Here is a 15,621-nt window from a genome sequence, read left to right on the forward strand (position 1 = left end):
GGCCCTTGGGCAAGTTGGCTCTCAGGCAAGTCTCGCAGGGATCAGTCCGCGCAGCGAGTTGCCAACGAACAGCGCCTTGGCGGATTGCAGATCAGCCAGGCTGTATATCGCTTCGCGTGCGCGGCCATCATCCAGAAGCTCGGCGCGCAATACACCAGGCAGCAGGCCGCAGTCGAGCCGGGGCGTCGCCAGCATGCCGTCGCCAAGATCGGCGAAGACGTTGGTGATGGTGCCTTCGCAGATTTCGCCGCGCTCATTGGCCAGCAGCACCTCGTCGGCCTGGGTGATGAGATATTCGGCGCGGGCATGGCTGTAGACCTGCCGCCGGCTGGTCTTGTGGCGCAGCAGCATGTCGTGCGAATCGAGCCTTGTCCGCGCCAGCCGCAGCACCCAGACCTTGTCGGCGGCGAGCGGTTCATAGGGCTGCGCGGAGGCGTTTACCTCGCCGTCGCGCGACAGGACGAGGCGCGTGCGCAATGCGATGCCGGACCGGTTTACCGCGCTGCTCAGGGCCTCGCCGACCTTGTCCGGATCGTGGCGGAAGCCCAGTTCCGACGCCGACCCGTAGAGACGCGCCAGATGGCGCTCGAACCGCAGGAAGCCCGAGCCGGGTTCCCACCGCATGGTCTCGATCAGGTCGAAATTGGCGGCGTTCCCGTCGCGAAGCGCGCTTTCAAGAGACACTCCTGATACTCCTCCTGCGCCGTCGAATCGAAGACGATGCCGCCACCGACATTGTAGACGGCCTCGCCGCTGGAAAAGAGCGAGATGGTGCGGATCGCCACGGAAAAGCGCATCGTGCCGCCGGGTGCGATCCAGCCGATGGCGCCGCAATAGACCTCGCGCGGCGTTCCCTCCAGGTCGTGCAGGATCTCCATAGCGCGGATCTTTGGCGCACCGGTGATCGAGCCGCAGGGAAACAGCGCCGCGAAGATCTGGCGGATGGTGAGGCCTGGCAGCAGTCTTGCCCTGACGTCGCTCACCATCTGGTGGACGGTCGGATAGGTCTCGATGCGGAACAGCGCCGGCACCTCCAGCGTGCCGACCTCGCTGATCAGCGAGATATCGTTGCGCAGGAGATCGACGATCATCCGGTTTTCGGCTTGGTTCTTCTCGTCGTTGCGCAGGAAGATCTTCTGCCGTTCGTCCTGCGCCTTGGTCGCGCCGCGCGGCGCCGTACCTTTCATCGGATGCGTCTCGATCATTCCTTTGGCGTCGATCTCGAAGAACAGCTCCGGCGAACGCGACAGTACGATGGGCTCGCCGAGCGCGACCAGCGCGCCATACTTCACCGGCTGGCGTTCGGTCAGCGCGTCGAAGGCGGCCAGCGGATCGCCCGACCATTGCGCATGCACCGGAAAGGTCAGATTGCCCTGGTAGCAATCGCCTTGCCTGATGTGCCGGTGCAGCCGCGCGAAGCGCTTTTCGTAATCCTCGAACGACCAGGTTGCGCGGGCATCGAAGATCGGGCCGTTGGTCGCCACAGCATCGCGGGGCGGCACCGCCCGTTCGACCGGCGCATCGAAGACTCCCAGACAGACAAGAGGGGCGCGGCGTCCGTCCGGCAGCAGGGGAACGAGCTTTGGTTCGAGCAGGTAACCCGCCTCGTAGGAAAAATAGCCGGCCAGCCATTGGCCGGCATCATGAGCGGCCTGTGCCGCCGCCAGCGCCGGCCCGAAATCCTTTGCCTCATGCGCCACGATGATTTCGGCCGGCCGGTCGAAAACGAGCTCGCGCGCGCTTTCGTCGTTGCGGAAAATTGCGGCGGGCAGGGACATGGGACTCGGATGCTGCGGTCAATGAAGCCGTTGACCGCTCTATATGGGGGGCCGCTCACGCGCAATCGAGGGAACGGCAGCCTCTCCCTCAAAGCCGACCTTTGGGCCGACCTCTGCGCCGACCTTTGGGGGCCGACCTTCGGGGAGACGCCTGTGCCGGCCTTGCGGCCAAAAACAAACCGGCGGCGCCATGGTTGCGCCGCCGGCTGCAATCGTCGGAGCTTGCCAATCGCTCAGGTGTTGCTGGCGGTTCCCGCCGTCGGAAACTGCTTGGCGAATTCCTTCTCGTTGCCGGCGGCGAGCAGCTTGGCCTGCTCGATCCAGCGTTCGCGCGCGATGCGGCCGTCGAAGTTCATGACCTCCTCAATCCGCTTGATGTCGGCGGCCGTCCAGGCTGCGATCTGGGCGAAGCTGGTGACACCCTGGGCCTTGAGCAGCTTCTCGTTGGCCGGGCCAATGCCGATCAACCGGCGTAGATTATCGGGCTTTCCGGATGCTGGCTTGGCTGTCGCCGGCGCCGCTTTCTTGGCGGCCGCCGCCTTTGGCGCGGCCGAACTCTTGGCTGCCGAGGCCGTGGCGGCGGGCTTGCTCGCCACGGATTTGGCTGGCGCCGTTGCCTTGGCCGCGGGTTTCGCCGCGGCTGGCTTTGGCGCCGCCGATTTTGCAGGGGCGACCTTCGCGGCGGCCGGCTTGGCAGATGCAGGCTTTGCCGGAGCGGATTTGGCTGCAGCGGATGTCGACATCAAAGCCGCGGGCGCCTGGCTGGCCGGCTTTGCCGCGCTGGTCCCGGCGGCGGGCATTGCCTGCGCTTCGCGCAGCCGGCGCTCGAGGTCGGCGCGGGTCTTGCCGCATGCATCCAGTTCGCCGGTCAGGCGGTCGCTGTCGGCGCGCAACCTGTCGCGTTCGCTGCGTGTGCGGTCGAGGTCGCCGCGCATGCTGTCGAGCTCACCGCGCAGACGTCCCCAGATGAACCAGCCAACCAACAAACCCACAAGGAACGCCAGGAGCATGTAGAAAAAAGTGCCCATTGTCTCTTTCTCCAGTCAGGTCCGCCCGCCGTGGCATGAGGCCATGACTTTCGGCGAAGGACTACTCGATGGTGGTTCCGCGGGTTCGCAGAACAGCCGGCTTCGATCGAGCTGTCGGCGATGGCTTTGCTTGCCCATGGCCAACGGCCGTTGTCGCGTTCGCCTGAGCGCCACGTCCGGCTGAGACTTCTCCTCGCCGATCCGCATGGGCTCCGGCTGAGCTTGGAGCGAAGCTACCATAGAGCTTGTGGAAAGCTATCGGAAAACTTCCGTGGAGAGTACTTCAAGAACAGATATTTAGGCCAAGAATAGAGCCGTTCCCAATATGCATTCCGGCTAAACTGCTTTGCGAACAGATGAGATCTACGGGACGCGTTTCATGCGTCGAGCAGTTCGAGTTCGTCGATCAGGCCGCTGATCACGCCCAACCCGATTTGCCAGAAGGCGGGATCGGTGGCGTCGAGGCCGAAGGGCGCCAGAAGCTCGGAATGATGCTTGGTGCCGCCGGCGCGCAGCATCTCGAAATACTTGTCCTGGAAGCCGCGCTCGGCGTTCTGGTAGACCGCGTAGAGGGAGTTCACCAGGCAGTCGCCGAAAGCATAGGCATAGACGTAGAAGGGCGAATGGATGAAGTGCGGGATGTAGGTCCAGAACACCTCGTAGCCTTCGCGCAGCTTGATCGCCGGCCCGAGACTTTCAGCCTGCACTTCCAGCCAGAACTGGCCGAGCCTGTCGGAGGTCAGCTCGCCATTCTTGCGCTCGGCATGCACCTTGCGCTCGAATTCGTAGAAGGCGATCTGGCGCACGACCGTGTTGATCATGTCCTCGACCTTCTGGGCGAGCATGGCCTTGCGCTCGCGCCTGTCGGAGGTCTGGTCGAGCAGCGAGCGGAAGGTCAGCATCTCGCCGAATACCGACGCCGTTTCGGCCAGCGTCAGCGGCGTCGAGGCCATCAGCGCGCCCTGGCCGCCGGCCAGCACCTGATGCACGCCATGGCCAAGCTCGTGCGCCAGCGTCATCACGTCGCGCGGCTTGCCCATGTAGTTGAGCAGGACATAGGGATGCGCCGACGGCACGGTCGGATGCGCGAAGGCGCCGGGCGACTTGCCCGGCCGCACCGGCGCGTCGATCCAGTTGCGGTCGAAGAAGGTTCGCGCGATCTCGGCCATGTCGGGCGAAAAGCGTTGATAGGCGGAAAGTACGGTGTTCCTGGCCTCGTCCCAGCCGATCACCGCCTGCGGCGTATCCGGCAACGGCGCGTTGCGGTCCCAGTGGTTCATCACCTCCATGCCCAGCCAGCGTGCCTTCATCGCGTAGTAGCGGTGCGACAGGCGCGGATAGGCCTCGCGCACCGCCGTGGCGAGCGCATCGACCACGCCGCGCTCGACACGGTTGGCGAGATGACGTGAATCGGCGATGTCCTCGAAGCCGCGCCAGCGGTCCGATATTTCCTTGTCCTTGGCCAGCGTGTTGGTGATCAGCGTGAAAGTGCGCAGGCTCTTGCGGAAGGTCGCGGCCAGCGCCTCGGAGGCCCGCCGGCGCACCTCGCCGTCGGCATCCTGCAGGCGGTTGAGCGCCGGTTCCAGCGTCAGCTCCTCGCCATCGATGTCGAAACGGAGGTCGGTCATCGTCTCGTCGAACAGGCGGTTCCAGGCTCCGCGCCCGGTGATCGATTTCTCGTGGAAGAGCTGCTCGACGCGGTCCTCGAGCTGGTAGGGCTTGTCCTTGCGCAGATCGAGCACCCATGGCCGGTAATGGCCGAACGCGGGATCGGCGGCCAGCGCGCCTTCGATCGCCGCGTCGTCGATCAGGTTGAGTTCGAGCGTGAAGAACAGAAGGTGCGCGCTGGCGTCGGTCATCTTCTCCTGGACGTCGCCATAGAGCTTGGCGCGCTGCGGATCGGCGGTGTTTCCGGCATAGACCAGTCCCGCATAGGAAACGATGCGGCCGATCAGTTCCTCCAGCGCCTCGTAGGCGACAAGCGCCTCGCCCAGCCTGCCGGCGCTGCCGCGCCCGGCCTCCGCGGCCAGCGTACCCTTCCAGCGGCTCTCGAAGCTGATCGCGTCGGTGGCGGCCTTGGCGATGTCGCGCTTCAGTTCCGGCGCCTCCATGCCGGCATAGAGATCGGCAAGGTTCCACTCTGGCAGGTCGCCAAGCTCGGCCGCGCCCTGACTGGACGTTGGCGCCGCAAGCTGACGACCAGAAACCATGCGCATTGCCAACACCTTCCGTGACCAAGGTTCAAGGAGAAACGTGAAGCCGGTCAAATCCTAAGGAATTCATTCACCGGGTTTTTTGAAACCTTATTTAGAACCCTGTGCCAAGATGGTCCACAGGGCAGAATTCCTCGGGCGGGCGTAGTCGTACCAGTCATGACAGGTTCCATACTCATAGTCGATGACGATCCCGTGCAGCGCCGGCTGCTCGAGGCCGCGGTGACGCGGTTCGGCCATGCGGCGATCGTCGTCGACGGCGGCACGGCCGCGCTCGATGTCCTCGATGGGCCCAGTGCCCGCGACGTCTCGGTGGTCATCCTCGATCTGGTCATGCCCGGTCTCGACGGCATCGGCGTGCTGAAGGCGATGCGCGAGCGCGACATAAATGTCCCGACGATCGTGCAGACCGCCCAGGGCGGCATCGAGACCGTGGTTTCGGCGATGCGCCACGGCGCCTTCGATTTCGTCGTCAAGCCCGCGTCTCCCGACAGGCTGCAGGCGTCGATCGGCAATGCGCTCAAGGTCGAGGCCGTCGAGGGCGAGGTCAAGCGCACGTCGCGCCGTCGCGGCGGCCTTCTGACCTTCAAGGACATGATCACGCACGGCCCGGCCATGGACAGGGTGATCCGCCTCGGCCAGAAGGCGGCGGCATCCAACATACCGATCCTGATCGAGGGCGAGTCGGGCGTCGGCAAGGAACTGGTGGCGCGCGCCATCCAGGGCAGCGGCGACCGCCGCTCGAAACCCTTCGTCACCGTCAATTGCGGCGCCATTCCCGACAATCTGGTCGAATCGATCCTGTTCGGTCACGAGAAGGGCTCGTTCACTGGCGCCACCGACAAGCACACCGGCAAGTTCGTCGAAGCGCATTCGGGTACGCTGTTCCTCGACGAGATCGGCGACCTGCCGCTCGACGTGCAGGTCAAGCTCCTGCGCGCCGTGCAGGACGGCGAGGTCGATCCGGTCGGCGGCCGATCGACCGTCAGGGTCGACATCAGGCTGATTTCGGCGACGCACCGCAACCTGCTGCAACAGGTCAAGGACGGCAAGTTCCGCGAGGATCTGTTCTACCGGCTGAACGTCTACCCGATCTTCGTGCCGCCGCTGCGCGACCGTCGCGACGACATTCCCTATCTGGTCGCGCATTTCATGCAGAAGGTGGCGCCGGCCGACCCGCGTCATCGCCTGCAAGGCATCTCGGCGGCGGCGCTGGCCGTGCTGCAGGCCTATGACTGGCCCGGAAACATCCGGCAACTCGAAAATGCCGTCTTCCGGGCCTCGGTGCTTTGCGAAGGCGATGTGCTGACCACCGAGGACTTCCCGCAGATCCGTGCGCAGGTGGAAGGCACCGTCAACCTCGATACCGGCGGCGTCAGGCCGTCACCGTCCTTGCCCCTGGACATCCAGCGCGACGAGCAAGCTTTGCCGGGCGAGGCCACCTCGATGACGGAGCTCGATCCGCCGGCCAGGCTTCAGCCTCGCTTCGGCACGTTGCGGGCGCTCGACGAGCGCGGCAATGTGCGTGCGCTGGCCGACGTCGAACTCGAGATGATCAAGCTCGCCATCGATCACTACAACGGCCAGATGAGCGAAGTCGCCCGCCGCCTCGGCATCGGCCGCTCGACGCTTTACCGTAAGCTCAAGGAATATGGCATCGACCCGGAAACCGGCCGCGTCGAACGGCTTGCTTCCTAGCCAGATTCCATTCAGATCGAATCTGGATTCCCGTCGGTTTGTTTGTGGGTGACCGTGTCCGAAAACCCGGACCGTGCCTCTCACGCAAGGCCGGGACCAGCTTGTAATGCCAGAACAGGCCCGGTATCGGGGTTTGGCGGAAATGCGGCAGGCCTATGGACAGGCCTGTTCACGCATTAAGGCTAACGGTAACAGATCGTGTTTCGTGCGAGGGCGGAAATATGATCTAAACCAGCGGTTTACCAAGAAACTCTGTGAACAATTTTTGACGGGATATCGCCATGGTGTTACCGCATTTCGGCTTCAATAAGCGATGATTAACCATTAGGATCGATATTCGGATGTGATAACGACACATCCGTTTGGGCAAATCCGGGGACAAACGGCAGCCTGCAAGGCCTTTGATTTGAACAGAATCGAACGACACACAGACGGGCGGCACCATCACGTGAGCGTCTGGCCGAAGTGGCTGGCAGCGTTGATTGTCGCATTTGGTTTTGTTGCCGCGGCTGCGACGGGCGCCAGCGCCGACACACGTTCGCTGAAGCTTTACCACCTCCACACGCATGAGAAGGCCGAGATCGTCTACAAGCGCAATGGCCGCTACGATCCGGAGGGCCTGAGGAAGATCAACATCATTCTGCGCGACTGGCGTCGCAACGAGCCGACCAAGATGGATCCGCGCCTGCTGGACCTGGTCTGGGAAGCCTATCGGGAAAGCGGTTCCTCGGACTACATCCAGGTCGTCTGCGGCTATCGTTCGCCGTCGACGAACTCGATGCTGCGCAGCCGCAGCAAGGGTGTCGCCGAAAAGAGCCAGCATATGCTCGGCAAGGCGATGGACTTCTACATTCCCGGCGTGCCGCTGAAGAAGCTGCGCAACATCGGTCTCAGGATGCAGGGCGGCGGCGTTGGCTACTACCCGACATCCGGTTCGCCGTTCGTCCATATGGATGTCGGCAACGTACGCCACTGGCCCGGCATCAGCCGCCAGGAACTGGTCAGCCTGTTCCCCAATGGCAAGACGCTGCATGTGCCGAGCGACGGCAGGCCTCTGCCCGGCTACGAGCAGGCGCTTGCCTCCTACAAGGCGCGCAGGGGTTCTGGCGCTCCGGCCATCGAGATGGCCAGCGCCGGTGGCAGCGGCAAGAAGTCGGGTGGGTTCCTATCAGCTTTCTTTGGCGGCGGCGACGACGAGGCTGACGACAGCGCGGATGTCCAAACCGCTTCGGCTGCGCCTCCGCCCAAGGCTAGAAACCTGAAGCCGGCCGCGGCAGCCAAGACCAGCAACCTGCCGGGCATCGCCATCGTGGCGCCCGAGAACGCGCAGCGCGCCGAAATTCCACAGGTCGCCGAAGAGCAGGCTCAGGAGCCGGAAAAGGATACGCCGGAGACGATCATCGCGGCGTTGCCTGCCCGCGAGATTCCGCTGCCCGATTTCGCGCCGCGGCCGAAGGCCGACATTGGCGCTCAGCCGCCTGAGACCGTGCCGTTCGGCACGGCGGATGCGACGGCGACCACCGAACAGGCCGTGGCGACCGCGCAGGCGCCGACCAATGTTCCTTTCGGCACGGCTAATGCATCGGCTACCGCCGATCCGGCACAGCTTGCCGTCAACAACATACCGTTGCCGACATGGCGTCCCGAGCGCACGCTGCCGGCAGACTTGGCCCCGCCGCCCAGCAAGGATGTGCTGATGGCGCTGGCCAATACGGCTGAGCAAGACAAGACCGCGACCGCCGCGTTCTCGGTGCTGCCGTCGGCACGGCCCGAGACGACCAAGCCGGATGCGGTAAAGGCCGTGCTCGACGAGGCCAACGCCCAGGTCGGCGAAGCGGCTGACGATTACCAGGTCGCTTCCTTGCCCGTGTCGCGTTCGGCCTTCAACGATCCATCGGGCGCCGATGCCGCATCGCCGCGCGAGGCTGTCGCTGCCCGCCCGGCCGGCTCCGACCCGGTCGCCGCGATCGGCACCGGCGTGAAGACGACGCGCAAGGAATCGAGGGCCACCGCCCGCGACCTGAAACCCGGCCCCAAGGCCATGGTGGTTGCCGCCGCGCCGCAGGCCGCTCGCTGGGCGCTGACCAGTGGCGACACTGTCGCCACCGTTTCGAGCGCGACGACGGCGCCGGGCTATGCCTACAATATCGTGCATACGCCGCCGAGCGAGGTTTACACGGCCGGCTTCCAGCCGGGTAACCAGATGGCCGATGCCAACCGCTTCACAGGCAATGCCGTCAAGTTCCTGTCGGTCGCCCGCTTCCAGACCAAGTAACGGACCAAGCAATCAACAAAGCCGCGCCGGGCAACCTGCGCGGCTTTTTGCGCGGCCGGGCGCGGGTCGCACCGCCCCCTGTAAGTCCGATCACGCCAGTCTGACATTGCAGTGACCGTGGAACTGCTCGCCAATTCAACGGTTTCTCCCAAGTTCATTCAAACCCGGAGATACCCATGAAGAGCATTCTAATGGCATCGGTCATTGCGTTGGCAACCGCTTCGGCGGCCATCGCTCCTACGCAGGCCGCCACCATGATCGTCAAGACCAACGACCACATGCACGGGATGAAGAAGCACTGCCGGACCAAGGTGGTCACGCATTGGCGGCATCACCACAAGGTGGTCGAGAAGGTCAGGGTCTGCAATTAAGCGGCCTGAAGGCGATCCAGCAAAGCCCGGTCGACGCAAGTCGGCCGGGCTTTCATGTCGTATGGAAAGGCCTTAGTTCGCGAGCTTGCACGCCGCGCGCGCCAAAGCTTCGATCTCGTCCCACTTGCCCGCCTTGACCAAGTCGTCGGGCGCCACCCAGGAGCCGCCGACACAGACGACATTGGGCAGGCTGAGATAATCGGCCGCGTTCTTGCCGGTGATGCCGCCGGTCGGGCAAAATTTCACATCGGCGAGCGGCGAAGCGAAGGCCTTCAGCGAGGCGATGCCGCCCGACTGCTCGGCCGGGAAGAACTTGAGAAAGCGCAAGCCCGCCTCGCGCGCGGCCATGATCTCGCCGGGCGTGATGGCGCCGGGCAACAGCGGAACCTCGCTGTCGGCAGCCGCGGCCAGAAGCTCGCGAGTGATGCCGGGGCTGACGATGAAGCGCGAGCCGGCGGCGGCGGCCTCATCGAACTGGCGGGCATCGAGAATGGTGCCGGCGCCGACAATGGCTTCCTTGACCTCGGCTGCCACCCGACGGATCGCTTCCAGCGCATCGGCGGTTCTGAGCGTGATCTCGATTGCCGGCAGGCCGCCGCGTGCCAGAGCGCGCGCCAGCGGTACGGCGTCAGCGACGTTGGTGATCTTCAGCACCGGAATGACTGGTTGGCCGTTGAGGAGCGACAGGAGCTTTTCGGTCTTGCTGGGCACTTCGTCTCTCCTTGATCTGGACAATTCAACCGATTAGCAGAAGGTCGTTTTCCTGTCCACGAAACCAGCCGTGTCGCGATGTCACGCAGTCGGGATCAGTCAGCTCTTCTCTCCATATGGGAAGGATCTACGGCTCTGCCTTGAATCGGCTTGCATGAGCGTTTAGTGGCTTCGGCAATGACTTCGTCCACGCCTCAACCTTTCCGCGTCGCCGCACTCTACCGGTTTGCGCGGCTCGACGCCTTCGAGGAATTGCGCGCGCCGCTCGCGGCCTTCTGCTGCGGGCGCGGCATCAAGGGAACCTTGCTACTGGCGCGTGAGGGCATCAACGGCACCGTTGCCGGCAGCGACGCCGACATCGCCGCCCTGATCGCGCATCTCGAAGCCCTCGAAGAACTGGCCGGCCTCGAGGTCAAGTACAGCGTAGCTGCGGAAATGCCGTTCCACCGCATGAAGGTGCGGCTGAAGCGCGAGATCGTCACCATGGGTGTCGGGGATATCGACCCGACGACAAGCGCTGGCACTTATGTCGCGCCGGCCGACTGGAACGCGCTGATCTCCGAGCCCGACACGATCGTCATCGACACCCGCAACGCCTACGAAGTGTCGATCGGAACCTTCAAAGGGGCGGTCGATCCGGCAACGGCAAGCTTTCGCGAGTTTCCGGCCTGGGTCGAAGCGCACCGGGCAGAGCTCGAAGGCCGCAAGGTCGCAATGTTCTGCACCGGAGGCATACGCTGCGAGAAAGCGACCGCTTACGTCAAGTCGCTCGGCTTCGAGGACGTGTTCCACCTCAAGGGCGGCATCCTCAAATACCTCGAGGATGTTCCGCCCGAACAGAGCCTGTGGCAAGGCGAGTGCTTCGTTTTCGACGAACGGGTTTCGGTGTCACACGGCCTCGCCGAGGGCGAGGCGGAGCTGTGTCGCGCCTGTCGCCATCCACTGACGCCGAGCGACCGGTTGTCGCCTGAATTTGCCGCCGGCGTCTCGTGCCCGCATTGCTTCGATGCCCGTTCGGACGAGGATCGCCAGCGCTATGCCGAGCGTCAGCGTCAGGTCGAACTGGCGCAGGCACGGGGCAGGGGTCCGCATATCGGATCTTAGGCCCGTGCTGGTTTCGTCGGTTGCGGCAAAGCGACGGTTTGTCATTGTAATGCAGAGATTCGGGCCCTACCTCTTCGACGTCCGAAACCTGCCCGTTCGGCCGGGCAATCCTGGAGGCATTGATGTTCGATCCCAAGAAGCTTCTCGACGATCTGCTCGGCTCGCAAATTCCCGGCACCAGCGGCACCGTCCGCGACAAGGCGGGGCAAGCCGTGCAGATGGCCAAGGACAATCCGCTGGCCGCCGGCGCACTCGCTGCCGTGCTGCTCGGGACGGGTGCCGGTCGCGAGGTGACGGGCGCCGCGGTGAAGCTTGGTGGACTGGCCGCGATCGGTGGCCTCGCCTATAAGGCGTACCAGAATTACAAGGCCGGCAACGCACCCGCGGAAGCGCCGTCAGCTGGCGAACCGGAATTGCTGCCGCCTCCCGAGGACACCGCCTTCCACCCGTCGCAGGCGCCGCAAGGCGAGGACGAATTCACGCTGACCCTGATCCGCGCGATGATCTCGGCCGCGAAGGCCGACGGCCATATCGACGATGACGAACGCCAGAAGATCGCCGGCAAGCTGAGCCTCTCGGGGATCGGTACCGATGCCGAAAAATTCCTGATGGCGGAGCTGGAGAGCCCGCTCGATCTCGACACGCTGGTGGCCGGCGCCAAGACCGATGCGCAGAAGCTCGAACTCTACACCGCGTCGCGCCTCACCATCGATCCCGACACACGCGCCGAGCGCGGTTATCTCGACCTGCTTGCCGGCCGGCTTGGCCTGCCGGACGCGCTGGTCGATCATGTCGAGGCGACGGTCTCGGCAGCCAAGGTGCCGGCAACAAAGGCCGGGACCTCACCCAATCCGCGCTGGTAGTCCAAATCGGCACAGGTCGCCTTCCCCTGCGTTAACCTTTCGTTAACTCAGGAAGCGCATGATTCTATGCAGTCGGACCGGCTTTCCTCCTCCCAAGCCCGGTTCAGATCAGGGCGGTCGCCAATGACCGCCCTTTTTGTCGGGACCTGTTGGTGGTTTCGCTTGCCATCACGCCGTTATGTGCAAAGCCTTCGCGCCAAACCCTGAAAATCAGGAGAGGAAGCGCGGCACCTTGTTTTATGCGTGTCGTTGTCCCAAAAACGCAGCGCACTTTTGGGCACCAGGAGGACTTCCATGACCGAGCAAAGAACCGCCATCGTCACCGGCGCCGGCACCGGCATCGGCAAGAGCGTCGCCACGGCGCTGCTCGAGGCCGGCTGGAACACGGTGTTCTGTGGGCGCCGCAAATCCGTGCTGGATGCCGCGATCGTCGAGGCCGGTCCGACGGACGCCAAGGCCTTGGCGGTTGCCTGCGACATCAGCAAGGCCGGCGAGGTCGATGATCTGTTCGAGACGGTGGCGGAGGCCTTCGGCCGTGTCGACCTGCTCTTCAACAATGCCGGCATGGGCTACAAATCGACGCTGATCGACGAGATCCCGGTCGAGGTGTGGAACGATATCGTCGGCGTCAATCTCACCGGTTCGTTCCTGTGCGCCCGCGCCGCCTTCGGCGCCATGCGCAAGCAGCGGCCGATGGGTGGCCGCATCATCAACAATGGCTCGGTGTCGGCCTACGCGCCGCGCCCGTGCTCGGTACCCTATACGGCGACCAAGCATGCCATCACCGGGCTGACCAAGACGCTGGCGCTCGACGGCCGGCCCTATGATATCGCCTGCGGCCAGATCGACATCGGCAACGCCCTGACCGACATGGCGCAGCCGATGACGGTCGGCGTACCGCAGGCCAACGGCTCCATCGCCGCCGAAGCGGTGATGGACGTTCAGCGCGTCGCCGACGCCGTCGTCCACATGGCCAGCCTGCCGCTGGACGCCAATGTGCTGTTCATGACGGTGATGGCGACCAAGATGCCGTTCGTCGGGCGTGGGTGAGCGGCGGGCACCGGCTGGGCTTTCGCCGCCGGCTCATTTGCCCGCCAGCGGCGCTCCGGGCTTGAAGAGCAGAATGGGCCTGATCTCGTAAACGGCGGTCGGATTGACGCGGCGAAGGTCGCGGGCGATCGCGATGGCGGCGTCTCTCGTGGCGCAGTCGACGACATAGAGGCCGAGCAACTGTTCCTTAGTCTCGGCGAAAGGGCCGTCGATGATCATGCCGTCGCCCGGACCGCGCAGGGTGCAGGCATCCTGGGTCGCGCCCAGGCGCGCGGACGGTCCAAGCGTGCCTGCCTCATGAAGCCGGGTGTTGATCTTCAGCAGGTCGGCCATCAGGGCCGCATCTTCCTGCGGCGTCAGCGCCTTGATCGCATCTTCCACGTGATAGGCAAGGATTGCATAGAACATCCGGCGCACCCCACTTCGATCCTTATTCGAGGACCGTAACCGTTCTGGTTATGCACGCCCAGTCTTGATTGCTCGACTCCGGACAGCTCATGACACCGCCATGGCAGCCGGCCGAAATCTTATAGGCTCGCGAGCCGGAGGCTGGGCCTTACTTTGCGAGGAACGCCCCGATCCGGTCCAGCGCGCGCAGGATGTTCTCCTCGGAGTTGGCGTAGGAGAGCCTGACATAGCCTTCGCCGAGGATGCCGAAATCGGGACCACCGATCAGCGCTACGCCGGCATCGTCAAGCAGGGCAGAGGCGAGCTTCTTCGCCTTCCAGCCGGTCTTCGAGACATTGGGGAAGGCGTAGAACGCGCCTTTTGGGGTGATGCAGGAGATGTTGGGCAAGGCATTCAACCCCTCGACCACGACCTTGCGGCGGCGGTCGAAGGCGCGCATCATCTTGTCGACATCGTCCTGCGGGCCGTCGATCGCGGCGATGCCGGCCAACTGGCTCGGCGCGTTGACGCAGGACCAGCAATTGACCGCCAGCTTGCGCACCTTGTCGTAGAGATGGGCGCCCTTGTCGCCATTCGGCCAGATCGACCAGCCCATGCGCCAGCCGGTCATCGCCCAGGTCTTCGACCAGCCGTTGAGAACGATCAGCCGGTCGCGGATCTCGGGAAAGCCAAGCAGAGAGCAATGCGTCTCGCCGTCATAGGTCATGACGTCGTAGATCTCGTCGGAGAGGATGGCGACGTCGGGGTGCTTCTCCAGCCCCTTGACCAGCTTCTCGATCTCGGCGCGTGGCGTAACGCCGCCGGTCGGGTTGGCCGGCGAGTTGAGGATCAGGAGCCTGGTCTTCGACGTGATCAGCGCCAGCGTCTCCTCGGCGGAGAAGGCAAAGCCGTTTTCCTCGCGCATCGGAACCGGGATCGGGGCGGCACCGGTGAACTCGATCATCGAGCGGTAGATGGGAAAGCCGGGGTCGGGATAGAGAATCTCGGCGCCCGGCTCGCCGAACATCAGGATCGCGGCGAACATGGTCGGCTTGCCGCCGGGCAGGATCATCACCGCTTCGGGCGAGACCTCGACGCCGGTGGTGGTTAGCGTGCGGCGCACCACCGCCTCGCGTGTCGCCAGCAGCCCGTTGGCCGGCGTATAGCCGTGGTAGCCGTCGCGCAGCGCCTTGATGGCGGCCTCGACGATATGCTGCGGCGTCTTGAAGTCCGGCTGGCCGATGCCGAGATTGACGATGTCGCGGCCTTGGCTCGCGAGTGCCGTCGCCCGCGCCAATACGGCAAAGGCGTTTTCCTCGCCGAGACGGTCGAAGGCCGAAATCGTGTGGAGCATTTTTCCCGTCCGTGTGGTTCTTACTGTTGGCGTGCGTTTTTGTGAGCTTCGGCGGGCAAATGTCAAACGGATTGGAGCTTTCGGTGTCGGAAAATCTCAAAGATTGGCAGCCGCGCCCGCGTCCCGCGCGCAAGACCATCGACGGCCGGTACGTCCGGCTCGAACCGCTGAGCGCCGCAAAACACGGCGACGGTCTCTATGAGGCCTCCTCTGTATCCGACGTCGACGGCCGCTTCGCCTGGCTGCCCGATTATCCGCCGGAAACCCGCGCCGCCTTCCAGCCATGGCTGGACAGAGTGGAAGCCAGCGAGGATCCGCTGTTCTTTGCCGTCATCGACAAGGCCAGCGGCAAGGTCGCCGGACGCCAGACGCTGATGCGCATCGATCCGGCCTATGGCGTCATCGAGATCGGCAACATCTATTGGGGTCCGCTGATCTCGCGCAAGCCGGCGGCGACGGAAGCGCAGTACCTGTTCATGAAATACATCTTCGACGAGCTCGGTTATCGCCGCTACGAATGGAAGTGCAACAACCGCAACGAGCCATCGAAGCGGGCAGCGGAACGGTTCGGCTTCAAGTTCGAAGGCATTTTCCGGCAGCATCTCATCGTCAAGGGTGAAAACCGCGATACCGCGTGGTATTCGATCATCGACAAGGAGTGGCCGGCCCTGCGCAATGCCTATGAAGAGTGGCTCGATCCGGCCAACTTCGATGGTGACGGCCAACAGAAGCGACGGCTTGAGGATTTTCGCGCGGAGTTCGGCGCGTGAGCTGAATTCGGCGTAACGG

14 protein-coding genes are annotated in these 15,621 nt (G+C 64.2%); 7 read left to right on the forward strand and 7 right to left on the reverse strand.

Features of this window, described 5'->3' with window-relative positions; all coding sequences use genetic code 11:
* Positions 1-21: 21 nt before the first annotated feature.
* The 4 genes from AC56QQ_RS08845 to AC56QQ_RS08860 all read right to left on the reverse strand — a co-directional run bounded on the left by AC56QQ_RS08845 (position 22) and on the right by AC56QQ_RS08860 (position 5,022).
* Positions 22-684, reverse strand: coding sequence for an aminotransferase class IV family protein (locus AC56QQ_RS08845; RefSeq protein WP_497126467.1), 663 nt, complete (start codon positions 682-684; stop codon positions 22-24).
* Entirely contained in the window at positions 633-1,778 is a 1,146-nt protein-coding gene (locus AC56QQ_RS08850) for an aminodeoxychorismate synthase component I (RefSeq protein ID WP_497126469.1), read from the reverse strand. The genes AC56QQ_RS08845 and AC56QQ_RS08850 overlap by 52 nt, the downstream gene beginning before the upstream one ends.
* Before the next feature lie 233 nt (positions 1,779-2,011).
* Positions 2,012-2,806, reverse strand: coding sequence for a helix-hairpin-helix domain-containing protein (locus AC56QQ_RS08855; protein WP_497126471.1), 795 nt, complete (start codon positions 2,804-2,806; stop codon positions 2,012-2,014).
* Positions 2,807-3,183: 377 nt separating this feature from the next.
* Positions 3,184-5,022: a M3 family oligoendopeptidase gene (locus AC56QQ_RS08860; RefSeq protein ID WP_497126473.1), complete on the reverse strand. Its 1,839-nt coding sequence runs from the start codon at positions 5,020-5,022 to the stop codon at positions 3,184-3,186.
* A 156-nt stretch (positions 5,023-5,178) separates the two neighbouring features.
* Between AC56QQ_RS08860 and AC56QQ_RS08865 the strand changes: the two genes are divergently transcribed.
* From AC56QQ_RS08865 to AC56QQ_RS08875, 3 genes are all read left to right on the forward strand, one after another.
* Positions 5,179-6,717 (forward strand): sigma-54-dependent transcriptional regulator, encoded by a 1,539-nt coding sequence (locus AC56QQ_RS08865; protein WP_497126475.1) that lies wholly within the window; start codon positions 5,179-5,181, stop codon positions 6,715-6,717.
* 448 nt (positions 6,718-7,165) lie between these two features.
* A complete protein-coding gene (locus tag AC56QQ_RS08870; protein ID WP_497126477.1) occupies positions 7,166-8,992 on the forward strand; it encodes a peptidoglycan L,D-endopeptidase MepK in 1,827 nt (608 codons plus the stop codon).
* A 176-nt stretch (positions 8,993-9,168) separates the two neighbouring features.
* A complete protein-coding gene (locus AC56QQ_RS08875) occupies positions 9,169-9,363 on the forward strand; it encodes a hypothetical protein (protein WP_489863098.1) in 195 nt (64 codons plus the stop codon).
* Between the two features lie 72 nt (positions 9,364-9,435).
* Here AC56QQ_RS08875 and AC56QQ_RS08880 read toward each other — a convergent pair whose 3' ends face one another.
* The gene (locus AC56QQ_RS08880) at positions 9,436-10,074 is read right to left on the reverse strand and encodes a 2-dehydro-3-deoxy-phosphogluconate aldolase (RefSeq protein WP_489863097.1); all 639 of its coding nucleotides are present in this window, start codon (positions 10,072-10,074) and stop codon (positions 9,436-9,438) included.
* 177 nt (positions 10,075-10,251) lie between these two features.
* Here AC56QQ_RS08880 and trhO point away from each other — a divergent pair, with 177 nt between their 5' ends.
* The 3 genes from trhO (at position 10,252) to AC56QQ_RS08895 (ending at position 13,091) form a co-directional block, all read left to right on the forward strand.
* On the forward strand, positions 10,252-11,178 hold the full coding sequence (gene trhO / locus AC56QQ_RS08885) for an oxygen-dependent tRNA uridine(34) hydroxylase TrhO (protein WP_497126479.1): 927 nt from the start codon (positions 10,252-10,254) through the stop codon (positions 11,176-11,178).
* Positions 11,179-11,300: 122 nt separating this feature from the next.
* Positions 11,301-12,041 (forward strand): tellurite resistance TerB family protein, encoded by a 741-nt coding sequence (locus tag AC56QQ_RS08890; RefSeq protein WP_497126481.1) that lies wholly within the window; start codon positions 11,301-11,303, stop codon positions 12,039-12,041.
* A gap of 294 nt (positions 12,042-12,335) precedes the next feature.
* Positions 12,336-13,091 carry an SDR family oxidoreductase gene (locus tag AC56QQ_RS08895; protein WP_497126483.1) on the forward strand — a complete coding sequence of 252 codons (756 nt, stop codon included), beginning with the start codon at positions 12,336-12,338 and terminating at the stop codon, positions 13,089-13,091.
* A 33-nt stretch (positions 13,092-13,124) separates the two neighbouring features.
* Here the strand turns inward: AC56QQ_RS08895 and AC56QQ_RS08900 are convergent, their stop codons facing one another.
* Both AC56QQ_RS08900 and AC56QQ_RS08905 read right to left on the reverse strand, forming a co-directional pair.
* Complete coding sequence (locus AC56QQ_RS08900) at positions 13,125-13,499, reverse strand: YciI family protein (protein ID WP_497126485.1); 375 nt, start codon at positions 13,497-13,499, stop codon at positions 13,125-13,127.
* A gap of 148 nt (positions 13,500-13,647) precedes the next feature.
* Positions 13,648-14,832 (reverse strand): pyridoxal phosphate-dependent aminotransferase, encoded by a 1,185-nt coding sequence (locus AC56QQ_RS08905; RefSeq protein ID WP_497126487.1) that lies wholly within the window; start codon positions 14,830-14,832, stop codon positions 13,648-13,650.
* Between the two features lie 83 nt (positions 14,833-14,915).
* Between AC56QQ_RS08905 and AC56QQ_RS08910 the strand changes: the two genes are divergently transcribed.
* Positions 14,916-15,602 carry a GNAT family N-acetyltransferase gene (locus tag AC56QQ_RS08910; protein WP_497126489.1) on the forward strand — a complete coding sequence of 229 codons (687 nt, stop codon included), beginning with the start codon at positions 14,916-14,918 and terminating at the stop codon, positions 15,600-15,602.
* Positions 15,603-15,621 lie beyond the last annotated feature (19 nt).

This window comes from Mesorhizobium sp. RCAM 05099 (assembly GCF_059683685.1).